14 protein-coding genes are annotated in these 15,719 nt (G+C 70.6%); 10 read left to right on the top strand and 4 right to left on the bottom strand.

What is annotated here, in order from left to right; translation table 11 throughout:
• Position 1: 1 nt before the first annotated feature.
• The 4 genes from FK531_RS06415 to purM all read left to right on the top strand — a co-directional run bounded on the left by FK531_RS06415 (position 2) and on the right by purM (position 3,962).
• The gene (locus FK531_RS06415) at positions 2 to 640 is read left to right on the top strand and encodes a CPBP family intramembrane glutamic endopeptidase (RefSeq protein ID WP_142096445.1); all 639 of its coding nucleotides are present in this window, start codon (positions 2 to 4) and stop codon (positions 638 to 640) included.
• Positions 637 to 1,023 (top strand): sterol carrier family protein, encoded by a 387-nt coding sequence (locus FK531_RS06410; protein WP_142096443.1) that lies wholly within the window; start codon positions 637 to 639, stop codon positions 1,021 to 1,023. The genes FK531_RS06415 and FK531_RS06410 overlap by 4 nt, the downstream gene beginning before the upstream one ends.
• Positions 1,024 to 1,129: 106 nt before the next feature.
• The gene (gene purF / locus FK531_RS06405; protein WP_142096441.1) at positions 1,130 to 2,737 is read left to right on the top strand and encodes an amidophosphoribosyltransferase; all 1,608 of its coding nucleotides are present in this window, start codon (positions 1,130 to 1,132) and stop codon (positions 2,735 to 2,737) included.
• 136 nt (positions 2,738 to 2,873) lie between these two features.
• Positions 2,874 to 3,962, top strand: coding sequence for a phosphoribosylformylglycinamidine cyclo-ligase (purM, locus tag FK531_RS06400; RefSeq protein WP_142096438.1), 1,089 nt, complete (start codon positions 2,874 to 2,876; stop codon positions 3,960 to 3,962).
• Positions 3,963 to 4,186: 224 nt separating this feature from the next.
• Here purM and FK531_RS06395 read toward each other — a convergent pair whose 3' ends face one another.
• The 4 genes from FK531_RS06395 to ygfZ all read right to left on the bottom strand — a co-directional run bounded on the left by FK531_RS06395 (position 4,187) and on the right by ygfZ (position 7,277).
• On the bottom strand, positions 4,187 to 4,393 hold the full coding sequence (locus tag FK531_RS06395; protein WP_077042815.1) for a DUF3073 domain-containing protein: 207 nt from the start codon (positions 4,391 to 4,393) through the stop codon (positions 4,187 to 4,189).
• 138 nt (positions 4,394 to 4,531) lie between these two features.
• A complete protein-coding gene (locus FK531_RS06390; protein WP_142096435.1) occupies positions 4,532 to 5,488 on the bottom strand; it encodes an asparaginase in 957 nt (318 codons plus the stop codon).
• Positions 5,485 to 6,153, bottom strand: coding sequence for an MOSC domain-containing protein (locus FK531_RS06385; protein ID WP_142096433.1), 669 nt, complete (start codon positions 6,151 to 6,153; stop codon positions 5,485 to 5,487). The genes FK531_RS06390 and FK531_RS06385 overlap by 4 nt, the downstream gene beginning before the upstream one ends.
• Entirely contained in the window at positions 6,150 to 7,277 is a 1,128-nt protein-coding gene (gene ygfZ / locus FK531_RS06380) for a CAF17-like 4Fe-4S cluster assembly/insertion protein YgfZ (protein WP_142096430.1), read from the bottom strand. The genes FK531_RS06385 and ygfZ overlap by 4 nt, the downstream gene beginning before the upstream one ends.
• 82 nt (positions 7,278 to 7,359) lie before the next feature.
• On the opposite strand from ygfZ, the gene FK531_RS06375 reads away from it, so the two are divergent.
• The 6 genes from FK531_RS06375 to FK531_RS06350 all read left to right on the top strand — a co-directional run bounded on the left by FK531_RS06375 (position 7,360) and on the right by FK531_RS06350 (position 15,685).
• Complete coding sequence (locus FK531_RS06375) at positions 7,360 to 8,232, top strand: aminodeoxychorismate lyase (RefSeq protein WP_142096426.1); 873 nt, start codon at positions 7,360 to 7,362, stop codon at positions 8,230 to 8,232.
• 168 nt (positions 8,233 to 8,400) lie between these two features.
• Complete coding sequence (locus tag FK531_RS06370; protein ID WP_142096423.1) at positions 8,401 to 9,897, top strand: cytochrome ubiquinol oxidase subunit I; 1,497 nt, start codon at positions 8,401 to 8,403, stop codon at positions 9,895 to 9,897.
• 9 nt (positions 9,898 to 9,906) lie between these two features.
• Positions 9,907 to 10,929 (top strand): cytochrome d ubiquinol oxidase subunit II, encoded by a 1,023-nt coding sequence (cydB, locus tag FK531_RS06365; RefSeq protein ID WP_142096420.1) that lies wholly within the window; start codon positions 9,907 to 9,909, stop codon positions 10,927 to 10,929.
• Positions 10,930 to 12,630, top strand: a complete 1,701-nt coding sequence (gene cydD / locus FK531_RS06360) for a thiol reductant ABC exporter subunit CydD (RefSeq protein ID WP_142096417.1) — start codon at positions 10,930 to 10,932, stop codon at positions 12,628 to 12,630.
• Positions 12,627 to 14,378: a thiol reductant ABC exporter subunit CydC gene (cydC, locus tag FK531_RS06355; RefSeq protein WP_142096414.1), complete on the top strand. Its 1,752-nt coding sequence runs from the start codon at positions 12,627 to 12,629 to the stop codon at positions 14,376 to 14,378. The genes cydD and cydC overlap by 4 nt, the downstream gene beginning before the upstream one ends.
• Before the next feature lie 86 nt (positions 14,379 to 14,464).
• Positions 14,465 to 15,685, top strand: a complete 1,221-nt coding sequence (locus FK531_RS06350) for a lipase family protein (protein ID WP_142096411.1) — start codon at positions 14,465 to 14,467, stop codon at positions 15,683 to 15,685.
• Positions 15,686 to 15,719 lie beyond the last annotated feature (34 nt).

The raw sequence follows: 15,719 nt of genomic DNA, 5'->3' as shown, positions 1-15,719 counted from the left end.
GATGAACCGGGCGGCGCTCGCGCTCGGATCCGCGGCGGCGCTGGTCGGCTGGAACAACGCAATCCTGCCGCGGCTCGGACTCGGGCCGCGCGGGCGGGCGGGGGCGAACGGGGCAATGGCGGTCGGGCTGAGCGTCGCCGCAGTGGCGGGCGGGGTGTCCGCCGCCGAACTCGGGTGGGTGTCGGTGGGTTCGGGGCTGCGCGTGGGGGCGGTGGCCGCGAGCGTCCCCGCCGCGGCGTACCCGGCCGCGCTCATGGTGCCCGCGGCCAGGGCCCGGATGGGCGCGGGGGCGCGCCGCGCCGACCTGACCGAGTGGGTGTTCGTGCACATCCCGTTCGGCACCGTGTTCGCGGAGGAACTGGCGTTCCGGTCGGTGCTGTACGCACTGGCCCGCCGGGCCTTCCCGCGCGGGGCGGCTGCGCTCGGGGCGGTCGCGTTCGGGCTCTGGCATGTCCGGCCGGCCCGCGACGCGGGCGACTCGGTGCTCGGCACGGTCGCGTTCACGGCGCTGAGTTCTCTGCTGTTCGACTTCCTGCGGGCGCGTAGCGGCAGCGTGATCGCCCCTGCGCTGCTGCATCTTTCGGTCAATGTGGGCGGGGCGGCAGCCGCGGACCTGGCGGCCGGTAGGTTGGCCCGGTGACGTCGCGACGCAAGATCGATCCCGCCGAGTTACGGTCGGCGCTACTCGCGGTCCGGGACTGGCTCGTCGACGAGAACGCCCCCCAACCCGCCCGGGCCGAGTTGGCCGCGGCGGTCCGGCTCAGCGCGCGGACCCTGGAGAACATTGCACCGGGTTCGTCGGTGGAGGTCCGCGTCCCGCCGTTCGTCGCGGTGCAGTGCGTGGCCGGGCCCCGGCACACCCGCGGCACCCCGCCGAACGTCGTCGAGACCGACCCGCGCACCTGGCTGCTGCTGGCGACCGGGGTCCGCACCTTCGCCGAGGCCGGTGCGTCGGGGGCGCTCACCGTGTCCGGGACGAGGGCGTCGGAGATCGAGCACTGGTTGCCGCTGCTGCGCCTGTGACCCGCGTGACAGTGCGGACTGCCGCGGACACCGGTGGTCGGAGCATCCCGCGAGGGGCCGTAGACTGGGCTTGCCCCCCACACCCATCCCCAAGGGAGCAACCCCGGTGACTCCAGCCGAATTGTCGGTCAACAGTCCAAATCTCCTCGCTGCGCCGCCCGCCACGGGCCTGTCCGACCAGGACGAGCAGCCGCCCCGCGAGGAGTGTGGCGTCTTCGGCGTCTGGGCTCCCGGCGAGGATGTGGCCAAACTCACGTACTACGGCCTGTATGCGTTGCAGCACCGCGGTCAGGAGGCGGCCGGCATCGCCGTCGCCGACGGCTCGCAGGTGCTCGTGTTCAAGGATCTGGGCCTGGTCAGTCAGGTGTTCGACGAGCAGACTCTCGGCGCGATGCCGGGTCACGTCGCCGTCGGGCACTGCCGCTACTCCACCACCGGTTCCACGACGTGGGAGAACGCGCAACCGATCTTCCGCACGACGGCGGCGGGCACGGGCATCGCCCTCGGCCACAACGGCAACCTGGTGAACACCGCGGAACTCGCCGCGCGGGCTCGCGAGTACGGCCTGATCAACGACAAGCGGCCCGGCGGCGCCACCTCCGACTCCGACATCGTTGGTGCCCTGCTCGCGCACGCGGCCGCCGACCGGACCGTCGAGCAGGCCGCGATGGATCTGCTGCCGACGCTGCGCGGCGCCTTCTGCCTCACCTTCATGGACGAGCACACCCTGTACGCGGCGCGCGACCCGCACGGCGTCCGCCCGCTGTGCCTCGGCCGGCTCGACCGCGGCTGGGTGGTCGCCAGCGAGACCGCCGCACTCGACATCGTGGGCGCCTCGTTCGTCCGCGAGATCGAGCCCGGTGAACTGCTCGCCATCGACGCGGACGGTGTGCGGTCCTCGCGCTTCGCCGCGCCGACCCCCAAGGGCTGCGTCTTCGAGTACGTCTACCTCGCCCGCCCCGACTCGACGATCAGCGGTCGTTCGGTGCACGCCACACGCGTGGAGATCGGTCGACGGCTGGCCAAGGAGCATCCTGTCGACGGCGACCTGGTGATCCCGGTCCCGGAGTCTGGCACTCCGGCCGCAGTCGGCTACGCGCAGGGCTCGGGCATCCCGTACGGCCAGGGCCTGATGAAGAACGCTTACGTCGGCCGTACCTTCATCCAGCCGTCGCAGACCATCCGACAGCTCGGTATCCGGCTCAAGCTGAATCCGCTCAAGGAGGTCATCCGCGGCAAGCGGCTGATCGTCGTGGACGACTCCATCGTCCGCGGCAACACCCAGCGCGCGCTGATCCGGATGCTCCGCGAGGCGGGGGCGCTCGAGATCCACGTGCGGATCGCCTCCCCGCCGGTCAAGTGGCCCTGCTTTTACGGCATCGACTTCGCGTCGCCCGCGGAGCTGATCGCCAACGGTGCCGGGGCGAGCGAGCCCGGCGGCGTGACCGGCCACAGCATGGACGAGATGCTCGAGGGGGTGCGCCGGTCGATCGGCGCGGACACGCTCGGCTACGTCTCCATCGACGGCATGATCGCGGCGACCGAGCAGCCCGCGTCGCGTCTGTGCTCGGCGTGTTTCGACGGCAACTACCCGATCGCACTGCCCAGCGAGACCTCGATCGGCAAGAACGTGCTCGAGGGAATGCTCGACAGCACGGCCGGTGTGGCCGCGCCGAAGGACAACGACAACGCGAGTGCGCTCAGCCGGCCGTAGGCCTCGGTCGCCCATTGGGCAGCCGGCCGGGCCGCGAGGCAGCATACTTGCGGGTCGTACCTGTGTGTCACACGATCTAGACCAACCAGACAGTGCTCGACGGCACTGGCGAGAACAAGCTGGAGCTTGAAACCCGATGACCGAGGACCAGAACCCCCGCCCCACCGGCGCCTCCTACGCTGCGGCGGGGGTGGACATCGCCGCGGGTGACCGGGCGGTCGAGCTGTTCGCGCCGCTCGCGAAGAAGGCCAGTCGACCCGAGGTGATGGGTGGGCTCGGCGGCTTCGCCGGACTGTTCGCGCTCAAGGGCGGATACAAGGAGCCGCTGCTCGCCGCCTCCACCGACGGCGTCGGCACGAAGATCGCCGTCGCGCAGGCGATGGACAAGCACGACACCCTGGGCCTGGACCTGGTCGCGATGGTCGTCGACGACCTCGTCGTGTGCGGTGCCGAGCCGCTGTTCCTGCAGGACTACATCGCGGTCGGACGCGTCGTCCCCGAGCGGGTCGCGGAGCTGGTCAAGGGCATCGCCGACGGCTGCATCATCGCGGGCTGCGCGCTGCTCGGCGGCGAGACCGCCGAACATCCGGGCCTGATGGCCGACGGTGACTACGACCTGTCCGCCACCGGCGTCGGCGTGGTCGAGGCGGACGCCGTGCTCGGTCCCGACCGGGTTCGGCCGGGCGACGTGGTGATCGCGATGGGGTCCTCGGGCCTGCACTCGAACGGTTACTCGCTGGCCCGCAAGGTCTTGCTCGAGATCGACCGGATGTCGCTGACCGGGCACGTCGAGGAGTTCGGCCGGACCCTCGGCGAGGAGTTGCTCGAGCCCACCAAGATCTACGCCAAGGACTGCCTTGCGCTGATCGCGGAGACCGACGTGCGGACCTTCTGCCACGTCACCGGCGGCGGACTGGCGAACAACCTCGCTCGGGTCATGCCCAAGGGTCTGGTGGCCGAGCTCGACCGCGGCACCTGGAGCCCGGCACCGGTGTTCGCGATGATCGCGCAGCGTGGCCGCGTGGAGCGCCTCGAGATGGAGCAGACGTTCAACATGGGCGTCGGCATGGTCGCGATCGTCGCGCCCGAGGACGTGGACCGCGCGCTGGCCGTGTTGACCGCCCGGCACATCGACTGCTGGACGCTCGGCACCGTCGCGAAGGCCTCCGACAAGCAGGACGGGTCGGACCTCGTGCGGCTCGTGGGAGACCACCCGCGCTTCTGAGCCGCCGGCCCCATCGGGGCCCGGCACCTTCGGACCACCTGGACGGACCGTTCAGCGCCTCAACGGCGCTGGGCGGTCCGTTCTCGTCAGTGGCTTCGCCCGAGATGCGGGATCAGTTGTGGAGTGTGCGCGGCGCCGGGGGAGGGCGCAGCGCACCGCGTGCGCGCACGCGAAAATGAGGAGGAGCCGGTGGGCTCCCCCTCATTCGTCGTGCAGTGCCGGCGTCAGCGGCGCCAGTCGTCGTTCTCGTCGTCGTCCCAGCGCGACGCGGTGTCGTCGGAACGCTGGTCGGCGAGTACCCCGTTCCGGTGGGAGCTGGACGAACCTCCGGACAGTTCCTTTTGCAGGCTGTCGAAGTTCGTGGACGGCGAGCTGTACTTGAGCTCGCGTGCAACCTTGGTCTGCTTTGCCTTAGCCCGGCCGCGGCCCATGGCCAACCCCCTCGCGCTTCCGCGGGGCGGCCTGGGAATTTTTGGCGGCCCCGTTTGAGTGTGTATTTCTTCCTGACACACACTCTAGCGTGAGAACGAGACGAGCGCTCCCTCCCCTGCCCGCGTCGGGTGTCTGATTTATCTCAGCACGCCCGGAATTGCCCGAATCGTGCCCACTCGGACGTCTCCGCCGAGCACCGCGGGCGAGGCCAACTCGGCAAGATCCTCGGTCCAGTCGACCCCGATCCGGTGCAGCAACGCCGCCGTCAGCGGCAGTCGGGCGCGCTCGGCGCCGTCGTCGACCTTCAGCGCGAACGCAGTGCCGTCGGGGAGCGCGCCCGCGTGCACGCCGTCGGCGCCGACCTTGCACACCAACCCGGGAACCGCGGACATCAGCCGGACGTCGTCCCGGCCGGTGCCGGACACGAGCCAGGGGTGTTCGCGGATCGCGTCGGCGACCGAACGCTCCGCGGTGCCGGGCCTGGCGGTCACGAGGGCCGAGAACGCCCGCGCCAGCGCCGTCAGCGACAGCGGGACGATCGGCAGCCCGCAGCCGTCGATGCCGAGTTCGTACTCCGCCTCGCCGGACAGTTCGGCGATCGTCTCGAGGACCGCGCGCTGCAGCGGATGTGCCGGGTCGAGGTAGTTCTCGCGGGGCCATCCGTTCGCCGCGCAGGCGGCCAGCATGGCGGAGTGCTTGCCGGAGCAGTTCATGAAGATGCGACGGGGGAGGGCTCCGGAGGCGAGGAGTCGGGCCCGGGCGACCTCGTTGGCGGGCAACGCGGGCGGACTCAACAGGTCGTTCTCGCTCAACCCGTTTCGGCGCAGCAGTGCCTCGACCACGGCGACGTGTCCGGGTTCGCCCTCGTGCGAGGCGGTCGCGATGGCGATCTCACGACTGCCGTCGGGGACGAATCCGTTGCGCAGCACAGCGACCGCCTGCAGCGGCTTGCTCGACGACCGCGGGTAGATGGGGGTGTGCACCTCGCCGAGCGCGATCCGGGGCTCACCGCCGGGGTCGAGGACCACCAGCGAGCCGCGGTGCACGCACTCGCGGAACCCGGAGCGAACAACCTCGACCAGTTCGACGCTCAATACTCCACCTGCACCTTCAGCCCGGCGATCCGTCGGCGTGCCTTGTCCGCGACTGTAGGCGACAGGTCGGGTTGCTGCGCGAGCAACGCGACCAGCGCCTCCGGATCGCGGCCGGTGAACAGGGCCCGGACCGTCACGCCGTGATCCGGCACGTGCACGCGCCGGATCGGGTCGCCTGCCGCGACCTGTCCGGGCCGCACCACCCGCAGGTAGGCGCCGGTGTCGCCGCGTTCGGCGAATCGCTTGACCCAGCCCGGCTCCCCGGACCACACGCCGAAGGTGCCGCAGGGGGTGCGCGGGCCGGTCACCTCGAGTTCGGTGGCCGTCTCGCCGTCGCCGAGGAGCCACCGTTCGCCGATCACCGCGTCGGTCGCCGCGATCCCACTGATCCTCAGGTTCTCGCCGAACCAGCCGGCGGGCAGTTCGCGGCCGAGATCGGCCGCCCAGCGCTCCGCCTCGTCCTGCTGGTACGCGTACACGGCCTTGAACGGGCCGCCGTGGTGCTCGGTGTCGCACACGTGGTCGCCGGCGAGGCCGAGCGGTCCGACCCGAACCGGTCCGTCGGCGGGGCGCTTGTCGATGGCGGTGCGGCGCACACGCCGAGTCCCGCTGTCGCGTTCGGCGTGCACGACACACACCGCGTCGACCCGCCCGATGGCGGTCACCGCCCGCGCAGCCGGTCGACGGCGGCGCGGCCCGGCTGGACCGCGTCGTAGCTCGGCACCGAGTCCGGGTCGATGGCCGCGGCCGCGCCGCCGACCACCAGTGCGGTGTCGGTCGGCACCGTGCGTTTGACCAGGGCGAGCGCGATCGGGCCGAGCTCGTGGTGATCCACGACGGTACCCAGGTGCCCGACCGCCCGACCGTCGGCGGTGACGGGGTCGCCCGGCTCGGGTCGGGTGTCGGCCGAACCGTCCAGGTGCAGCAATACCAGGTGCCGGGGTGGCTTGCCGAGGTTGTGCACCCGGGCGACGGTCTCCTGGCCGCGGTAGCAGCCCTTGTCCAGGTGCACGGCCCCGTGTTCGGCGACCCCGCCGATCCAGTGCACCTCGTGCGGGATGGTGCGCTCGTCGGTGTCGATGCCGATGCGTGGGCGCAGGGCCGCGACGCGCAGCGCCTCGAATGCCCAACTGCCCGCCGGTGCGGCGCCGGCGTCGGTGAGCGCGGTGAACCAGTGGGTGAGCCGGTCCCGCGGCACCACCAGGTCCCAGGCGTCGCCGTCCGGCCAGGGCATGGTGCGCAGGAATCCGCCGCCGTCGAGCGGGACCGCGCCGTAGACATCGGGCAGTCCGCTCAGGCCAAGTGCGGCAAGCAGTTTCGGGCGCCGCATGTCGGGTCCGAGCAGGCTGAGGACGGCCATGTCGGGGGCGGGCTTCGGTTCGGCCTTCGCCCAGAACACCATCTTCTGCAGGAAGCCGAGCAGCCCCGGTCCGTAGCTCGCCTCGGTGTCGATCCAGGTGACGCCGTCGAGGTCGGTGAGCACGAAGTGGTGTTCGATGCGGCCGTTGACGTCGAGGCTGAGGTTCTCGGCGGAGGCGCGGTCGGGGAGGTCGGCGACGTGCTGACTGGAGATGGTGTGCAGCCAGGTCAGCCGCTCCGGACCGGAGATGGACAGCACGAAGCGGTGCGAGCGGTCGACGACGGCCGCGGTGGTCTGGGCGCTGCGTTGTTCGCGGAGCGGGTCGCCGTAATGCCAGGCGACGCCCGCGTCGGGGGAGTCGTCCGGGGCGGGGACGGCGCCGGGGAGGGTGAGCAGTGGACTCGGGGTGAGGCTCGGCGAATCGGACACACTCCCATAGTAGGAGGGGGCCGCGCCGGGGCGCCCGCGCGGCGACGCACTCCCCGAAGCCGGGCGTCGATAGGCTGGAGTCATGGTTGATCAGGTTCTGGTGACCCTGGACGGCACCGTGCACGACCCCGACGTCCCACTGCTGTACGCAGACGACCTGGCCGCGGTGCGCGGCGACGGGGTCTTCGAGACCGTCCTGGTTCGCGACGGCTCCCCGTGCACGATCGAACTCCACCTGGCGCGGCTGCGTACGTCGGCGGCGGCGTTGGACCTGCCGGTGCCGGACCTCGACGACTGGCGGATCGCGGTCGGGTTGGCGCTCGAGGAATGGGGCAGCGACCGCGAGGGCGTCATGCGCCTGGTGCTCAGTCGCGGCCGCGAGAGCGGCGGCGGTCCGACCGGCTATCTCACCGTCGGCCCGGTCGCCGAGCGGGTCGCCGGCGCCCGACGGGACGGAATCTCGGTGTGCACCCTGGCCCGCGGCTACTCGGTGGACGTCGCGGCGACGGCGCCGTGGCAGTTGCTGGGCGCCAAGACGTTGTCCTACGCGACGAACATGGCGGCGCTGCGACACGCCCATTCGCTCGGGGTGGACGACGTGATCTTCACCAGCAGCGAGGGTCTCGTCCTCGAGGGGCCGAGGTCGACCGTGCTGATTTCGCGTGGACGCACCCTGATCACCCCGCCCGTCGAACACGGAATCCTGCCCGGGACCACGCAGCAGGCGCTCTACGAGACCGCGAGCGCGCACCGGTTCAGCTGTCGGGTGGAGCCGTTGCGGCCCGCGGATCTCATTCTCGCGGACGGACTCTGGCTGCTGTCGAGTGTGACTCTCGCCGCACGGGTGCACACGCTCAACGGGTTGTCGTTGCCTGCTCCGGAGATCGCCGAGGAGTTGTCCACCCTCGTTGACCTGGCCGCGGAGACCGTGGGCGCCGAGCAGGACGCCGCCTGACGCCCTCCGCGTGGCCTCCTTCTCGAGTTGACATGACTACTACATTACGTAGTAGATAAAGCTCTGCGGCACCGCGCCGCGGGCGTTACCTTGTGAAACGGGACTGAGGCGTCAGCCCACGACTCAGTGCCGGCAAGCCTGTCCAACGGGCCCTGTCTGGGAGTAGCCATGGACGCACTGGATGTCTCACGCTGGCAGTTCGGAATCACGACGGTCTACCACTTCATTCTGGTGCCCCTGACCATCGGTCTCGCGCCGCTGATCGCCGTCATGCAGACGATGTGGGTGGTCACCAAGAAGGACCACTGGTACCGACTGACCAAGTTCTTCGGCAAGCTGTTCCTCATCAACTTCGCGCTCGGCGTCGCCACCGGGATCGTGCAGGAGTTCCAGTTCGGGATGAACTGGAGCGAATACTCCCGGTTCGTCGGCGACGTGTTCGGCGCGCCCCTCGCGCTCGAGGGTCTGGTCGCGTTCTTCCTCGAGTCCACCTTCATCGGGCTCTGGATCTTCGGCTGGGGCCGGCTTCCGAAACTCGTTCACCTGGCGACCATTTGGCTCGTCGCGATCGGCGTCAACGCGTCGGCATTCTTCATCATCGCGGCCAACTCGTTCATGCAGCACCCGGTCGGGGCGGTCTACAACCCGGAGAAGGGGCGCGCGGAGCTCACGAGTATCTGGACCCTGCTGACCAACAACACTGCGCTGGCGGCCTTCCCGCACGTCGTGGCCGGAGCGTTCCTGACCGCGGGCACCTTCGTCGCGGGCATCGGTGGATGGTGGATGGTGCGCAACATGCGAAAGGCGAAGGAGACCACGGACACCGCGGTCGCCGCCGAGCGGGAGTCCGCCGCGCGCACCATGTTCCGGCCCGTCACGATCTTCGCGCTGTGGGTGATGGTCGCCTCGGGAGTCGCCCTCGCGATCACCGGCGACATCCAGGGCAAGCTCATGTTCGAGCAGCAGCCGATGAAGATGGCCTCCGCGGAGTCGCTGTGCCACACCGAGACCGGCGCCGGATTCTCGATCCTCACCGTCGGCACTCACAACAACTGCGACAACATCACCCACCTCATCACGGTCCCCGGTCTGACCTCCTTCCTGGCGAAGAACGACTTCAACGCCACCGTCGAGGGCGTCACCGAGATCCAGGCCCGGATGGAAGCGCAGTACGGCCCGGGTAACTACAAGCCCAACCTGTTCGTCACCTACTGGACCTTCCGCGCGATGATCGGCTGGGCGGCCGGCTCGGCGCTGCTCGCGGTGGTCGGGCTGTGGATGACCCGCGGTGGCCGCGTACCCGACAAGAAGTGGTTCGGCTGGCTGTCGATCCTGATGATCCCGACGCCGTTCCTCGGCAACAGCGCCGGCTGGGTGTTCACCGAGATGGGTCGCCAGCCCTGGGTGGTGGCGCCGAATCCCACCGGCGTGGACCAGATCCGGCTGATGGTGAACCAGGGCGTGTCCGACCACCCGACCGCGCTGGTCTGGACCTCGCTGATCGTGTTCACCGTCCTGTACGCGGCGCTGGGCGTGGTCTGGTTCTGGCTGATCCGCCGCTACGCCATCGAGGGCCCACTGCCGCACGATGCGCACCCGCCGGGCGAGGGCCCACCCGAACCCGACGACTCGGGCACCCCCAAGCAACTCTCGTTCGCCTACTAGGAGCCGGCCATGGGACTGCAGGAATTCTGGTTCATTGCCATCGCGGTGCTCTTCATCGGCTACTTCGTGCTGGAGGGCTTCGACTTCGGTGTCGGCATGTTGTTCCCGGTGCTCGGGCGGACCGACACCCGACGGCGGGTGCTGCTCAACACGATCGGTCCGGTGTGGGACGGCAACGAGGTGTGGCTGATCACCGCGGGCGGCGCACTGTTCGCGGCGTTCCCGGAGTGGTACGCGACGCTGTTCTCCGGCTTCTACCTACCGCTGCTGCTGATCCTGGTGGCGCTGATCCTGCGGATCTGCGCGATCGAGTGGCGCGGCAAGATCGACGACCCGACGTGGCGGGCCCGCGCCGACCTCGGCATCATGATCGGCTCCTGGGTGCCTGCCGTCCTGTGGGGCGTGGCGTTCGCGAACATCGTCCGGGGCGTGGGAATCGACGAGAACAAGAAGGTCACGTCCTCGTTCTTCGAGCTGCTCAATCCGTACGCTCTGCTCGGCGGGGCGACCACGGCCATCGTGTTCGCGCTGCACGGGGCGGTGTTCCTCGCCCTGAAGACATCCGGGGAGGTGCGTGAGGACGCGGTGAAAGTTGCTGCGCGACTGTCCATCCCGGCAGTCGTGGTGGCCGGTGCGTTCGCGCTGTGGACGCAGCTCGCGCACGGCAAGGGCTGGACCTGGATCCTGGTCGCCGTCGCGGCGGCCGCACTGGTCGGGGTGGTCGCGCTCACCGCGAAGGCGCGCGAGGGCTGGGCGTTCGCGCTCACCACCGTCGCGGTGATCGCCGCGGTGGCACTGCTGTTCGGTTCGCTGTACCCGTACCTGATGCCCTCGACCACCGACGACGCCTACAGCCTGACCATCTACAACGCCTCGTCGAGCCCGTACACGCTGAAGGTGATGACCTGGGCCGCCGCGTTCATGACGCCCGTGGTGATCATCTACCAGGGCTGGACGTACTGGGTGTTCCGCCAGCGTATTTCGACCGCGCACATCCCGCCGTCGATCGGTCTGCCCCTGAAGTCGCGCTAGATGTCGCTCGACGCACCGGCCGCGCCCGCACCGCAGACCCGCAGGCGCGGCCCGGTGGACCCCCGGTTGTGGCAGTACTCGCGTTCGGCTCGCGGGTACCTCGTTCTCACCGTCGTTCTCTCGCTGGTCGTCACGGCCACCGTCGTGGTCTCGGCGTTGATGATCGGGACCGTGCTGGCCGGTGTGATCACCGACCCGACCGCACGTTCGGTCGGCGCCTGGAGCGCAGAACTGATCGTGCTGGCCTGCGCGATCGCGGTGCGGACGGTGGCGACGTGGGCACACACCCGGTACGCGCACCGGTCGGCGTCGAGGGTGATCGGCGAACTGCGCGCCGAGGTGCTCACCGCGGCGACCGCGCTGCCTTCACGCGAACTCGACCCGCGGCGCGACGAAGTTGCCACCGTCCTGACCCGTGGCATCGAGGGGCTGCGCGCCTACCTCACCGGGTACCTGCCCGCGCTGCTGCTCGCGGTCACCGTCACCCCGCTGACACTGCTGGTGATCCTGTTCGTGGACACCACGTCCGCGGTCGTCGTCGTGATCACACTGCCGTTGATCCCGATCTTCATGATCCTCGTCGGACTGCTCACCAAGGGCCGGGCCGCGGCCTCGCTGAAGACGATGACGGCGCTGTCGGCGCAGCTGCTGGACCTGCTGGCCGGGCTGCCGACGCTGCGGGCACTGGGACGCGAGCGGGGTCCCGAGAGGCGCGTGCGCGAACTCGGCGACGCACATCGGCGTACGACGATGGCCTCGCTGCGGGTGGCCTTCCTGTCCTCGATGGTGCTCGAACTGCTCGCGACCCTGTCGGTCGCGCTCGTGGCGGTGAGCATCGGGCTGCGGCTGGTGTTCGGTGACATGGGCCTGCGTGCCGGTGTGATCGCACTGGTCCTCGCGCCCGAGGTGTACCTGCCGCTGCGGATGGTCGGTGCCCAGTTCCACGCCGCCGACGACGGAATGGCCGCGGCGGACAAGGCGTTCGGGGTCCTCGACGAGCACAGCGAATCCGGTCGCGCCGCGATGTCGGCGGTACCGGCCGGGCCGGTCGTGCTGCGCGGGGTCGGCGTCCGTACCCGTGCGGGTTCGGCGCCGCGCGGTCTCGACGCGACGCTCGAGGCCGCTCGGGTCACCGTATTCACCGGCGCGAACGGGGCCGGGAAATCCACCGCGCTGCAACTGATCCTCGGACTGGCCGAACCCGACGAGGGTGAGGTGACGGTCGGCGGAACCCCGGTGCGCGATCTCGACCGTGTGAGGTGGTGGCGCGAACTGACCTGGCTGCCGCAGCATCCGGTGCTGATCCCCGGGACCCTGCGCGAGAACCTCGACCTCACCGGACCGCTCGACGCGCACCCCGAACTGGTGGACAAGGCGTGCGCGGCAACGGGGTTCGATCAGGTGCTGGCAGAGCTGCCCGACGGTTGGGACACCCGCGTCGGTGTGGGCGGACTCGGCCTGTCGCTCGGTCAGCGGCAGCGCCTGGCGCTGACCCGGCTGTTGCTCTCCGACTCACGCCTGGTGCTGCTCGACGAACCGACCGCCCACCTCGATCCGGAGACGGAGGCGCGGGTGCTCGCCTCGGTGCGCGCACTGGCGGCTCGCGGGGCCACCGTGGTGATGGTCGGGCACCGCCCGACCGTCCTCGCCGCGGGCGACACCGTGGTGACCGTCGCCTCCGACTCGGGAGTGCCCGCATGACCCGCGACCCGTTGTTGCGCGCCCTGCGGCTGCTCGAGCTGAACCCACGACGCGTCCTGGCTGCCGTCGCGGCGGGCGTGGCGACCCTGGGCAGCGCCCTCGCACTGGCCGCACTGTCCGCGTGGCTGATCACCCGGGCATGGCAGATGCCGCCGGTGCTCGACCTGTCGGTCGCGGTGGTGGCAGTGCGTGCGCTCGGCATCTCGCGCGGCCTGTTCCGGTACCTCGAACGCCTCGCCACCCACGACGCCGCGCTGCGCGGCACCGTCGCGGCCCGGGCGGGGATCTACCGCAGGCTCGCCGCCGGGGACCCGGCCGCGGTCGCCGGGCTTCGCCGCGGTGACCTGCTCGCGCGCACCGGTGCGGACGTCGACGCGCTCGGTGACGTGGTGGTGCGGGCGCTGATCCCGATGGCGGTGTCGGTCGTGCTGGCGGTCGCGGCCGTCGTCGGGCTGGCGCTGATCTCACCCGCGGCCGCCCTGGTGCTCGCGATCGCGCTCGCCGTGTCCGGCGTGCTGGCGCCGATGCTGTCCGCGCGGGCCGCCCGGATGGCCGAGGCGGACGGCGCGCTGGCGTCGGCGCGGTTCGCCGAGACCGCGGTCCTCGCCCTCGACCACGCCGCGGAACTACGGGTGGCGGGCCGGCTGGACGAGACCGTCCTGCGGGCCCGCGGCTGGGACGGCGAGGTGGTCCGGGCCACCGACCGGGCGGCGACACCGTCCGCGTTCGCCGGGGCCGCGACCCCGCTCGCGATCGGGGCCAGTGTGCTCGGTTCGCTGCTGATCGGCATCACCCTGTACGGAACGGAGGGTGGTTCGCCGGGCGCGATGACGCCGATGTCGCTGGCGATCCTGGTCCTCGTCCCGCTCGCCTCATTCGAGGCGACCTCCGCGTTGCCCGCGGCGGCGGTCGCATTGACGCGGGCCCGCCTGGCCGCGGTGCGGATACTGGACCTGCTCGACCGGTCGGGCGAAAATGCCGGTCCCGCAGGCGGTGTCGAGCTGAGCGCGCCGGTCCACCTGCGTGCGGAGTCGGTGCGGTGCGGCTGGCCCACGGCCGAACGGATGCGCGGATCGGAGACCGCGCCGCTGGACCTGGACCTGCCGCCCGGCGCGCGCGTCGCGATCGTCGGGCCCAGCGGGGCGGGCAAGACCACGCTGCTGATGACGCTGGCGGGACTGCTCGCCCCGCGCGGTGGCACCGTGACGGTCAACGGGGACGCCGTCGGCCGGATCGACCCGGTGTCGCTGCGGCGGGAGGTCGGGTTCTTCGCGGAGGACGCGCACCTGTTCGACACGTCCCTGCTCGAGAACCTGCGGGTGGCGCGCGGCGACCTGGACGAAGCCGCGGCACTCGCCGCGCTGACGGCGGTCGGGCTCGGTACGTGGGTCGAAGAGCTGCCCGACGGCGTGCACACCACGCTGGCCGCGGGCGGACGATCGGTGTCGGGTGGCCAGCGCCGACGACTGCTGCTGGCGCGGGCGCTGGTCTCGCCGGCGAGCGTGCTGCTGCTGGACGAGCCGACCGAGCACCTCGACGCGGAGGACGGCGACGCGATCCTGCGGGCCCTGCTCGATCGCGGCGGGACTCTCGTCGGCCCGGGCCGGTCGGTGGTCGTGGTGACCCATCAGTTGCCGAGCGAGAGCGGCGCCGACCGGGTGTTCGAGGTCGGCGTCGGCGGGTCGGCGACGCCCGGCGGGCGTGACCGAATCGAGACCGAACCTGGCGTCGTCGAGACCAAGCAGTGACAGAAAAACCGGTGAGCGGTCCGGGCGCCCTGGCATAGTTCTCGCGACATGCTCGATCGAACGTCCTGATGACTGGGGAGTGGTCCATGGGAACGTTGATTCGCAGGCTGGTCGGCGGCATCGTGGTCGGATTGGCGTCGACGCTGGCAGTCGCGACGGTGGGGGTGGGCAGCGCTGCCGCTCTGCCGATCTATCCGGTCGCGGACCCGGACCCGTTCTTCAGTGCACCGCCCGATCTCGCCGCGCACGCCCCCGGCGATGTACTCAAGATCCGGCAGATGCCTCCGAATCTGTACTTCCCCGGCAGTGCGGTGTGGGAACTGCTGTTCCGGACAACGGATTCCGAGGGCAGGCCGATGGCGGCGAACACGACCTTCCTGATGCCCCCGAACCACGTTCCCGACGCTCCGCTGATGTCGTACCAGCACATCATCAATGCGCTCGGCAACAAGTGCAAGATCGCCACCGAGCTCTACACGACGGACTGGTTCACCCAGATCCGGGAGGCACCCGGCCTGAACATCGCACTGGCCCGTGGCTGGGCGGTCGCGCTTCCGGACCACCTCGGCCCGCGGATGGCCTACGGCGCAGCCAAGCTCGGCGGCCAGATCACCCTCGACGGCATCCGCGCGGTACAGCGGGTGCCGGAACTGCAGGTGACGCACAGCAAGGTCGGCCTCGGCGGATACTCCGGCGGCGGAATGGCGACCGCGTGGGCGGCCGCGCTGGCGCCGACCTACGCACCCGAACTGAACATCGTCGGTGCGGCCGAGGGCGGTGTGCCGATGAACCTGGGGAAGATGGCCTCGGCGCTGGGCACCAATCCGCACCCGGCGTTCGGTCTCGCGATGGCGGCCGCGCTGGGCCTCGAGCGCGAGTACCCCGACCGGATGAACGTCACGGCCCTGCTCAACGACCAGGGTCGTGAGCTCCAGGAGCGGATCGGCAACGGCTGCACCAACGAGATCATGTTCTGGGGCATCGGCCGCAGCGCGGCGCAGATGACCGACAAGCAGAACTTCATGGACGATCCGGCGGCGTGGAAAGTGATGGACGAGAACAGCCTCGAGCTGTACCCGGGCATCCCGAAAGCGCCGATCTTCGAGTGGCACAGCCCGATCGACGGCCTGATCCCGGTCGACGCCATCGACAACACCCTGCACCGCTACTGCGCTGCGGGGACACCAGTGCAGTCGCTGCTCACGCCGACTCCGGATCACCTGTCCGCGGCGGTCCTCGGTCTGCCGCAGGCCATCGATTGGATGGAGGGCCGCTTCCGCGGCGATCCCGCCCCGTCCACCTGCTGATCGCGGCTCCGCCGCCCGTGCGCGCCGTTCACCC

It is taken from the genome of Rhodococcus spelaei, assembly GCF_006704125.1.
GTDB classification, from domain to species: Bacteria; Actinomycetota; Actinomycetes; order Mycobacteriales; family Mycobacteriaceae; genus Rhodococcus_G; species Rhodococcus_G spelaei.
This window is presented reverse-complemented; position numbering and strand designations above follow the sequence as displayed.

Coding starts and splice junctions, on each gene's coding strand:
- purM (WP_142096438.1), top strand. CDS start 2,874: ATGACCGAGGACCAGAACCCCCGCCCCACCGGCGCCTCCTACGCTGCG.
- cydB (WP_142096420.1), top strand. CDS start 9,907: ATGGGACTGCAGGAATTCTGGTTCATTGCCATCGCGGTGCTCTTCATC.
- FK531_RS06375 (WP_142096426.1), top strand. CDS start 7,360: ATGGTTGATCAGGTTCTGGTGACCCTGGACGGCACCGTGCACGACCCC.
- FK531_RS06415 (WP_142096445.1), top strand. CDS start 2: ATGAACCGGGCGGCGCTCGCGCTCGGATCCGCGGCGGCGCTGGTCGGC.
- FK531_RS06350 (WP_142096411.1), top strand. CDS start 14,465: ATGGGAACGTTGATTCGCAGGCTGGTCGGCGGCATCGTGGTCGGATTG.
- cydC (WP_142096414.1), top strand. CDS start 12,627: ATGACCCGCGACCCGTTGTTGCGCGCCCTGCGGCTGCTCGAGCTGAAC.
- FK531_RS06395 (WP_077042815.1), bottom strand. CDS start 4,393: ATGGGCCGCGGCCGGGCTAAGGCAAAGCAGACCAAGGTTGCACGCGAG.
- FK531_RS06370 (WP_142096423.1), top strand. CDS start 8,401: ATGGACGCACTGGATGTCTCACGCTGGCAGTTCGGAATCACGACGGTC.
- cydD (WP_142096417.1), top strand. CDS start 10,930: ATGTCGCTCGACGCACCGGCCGCGCCCGCACCGCAGACCCGCAGGCGC.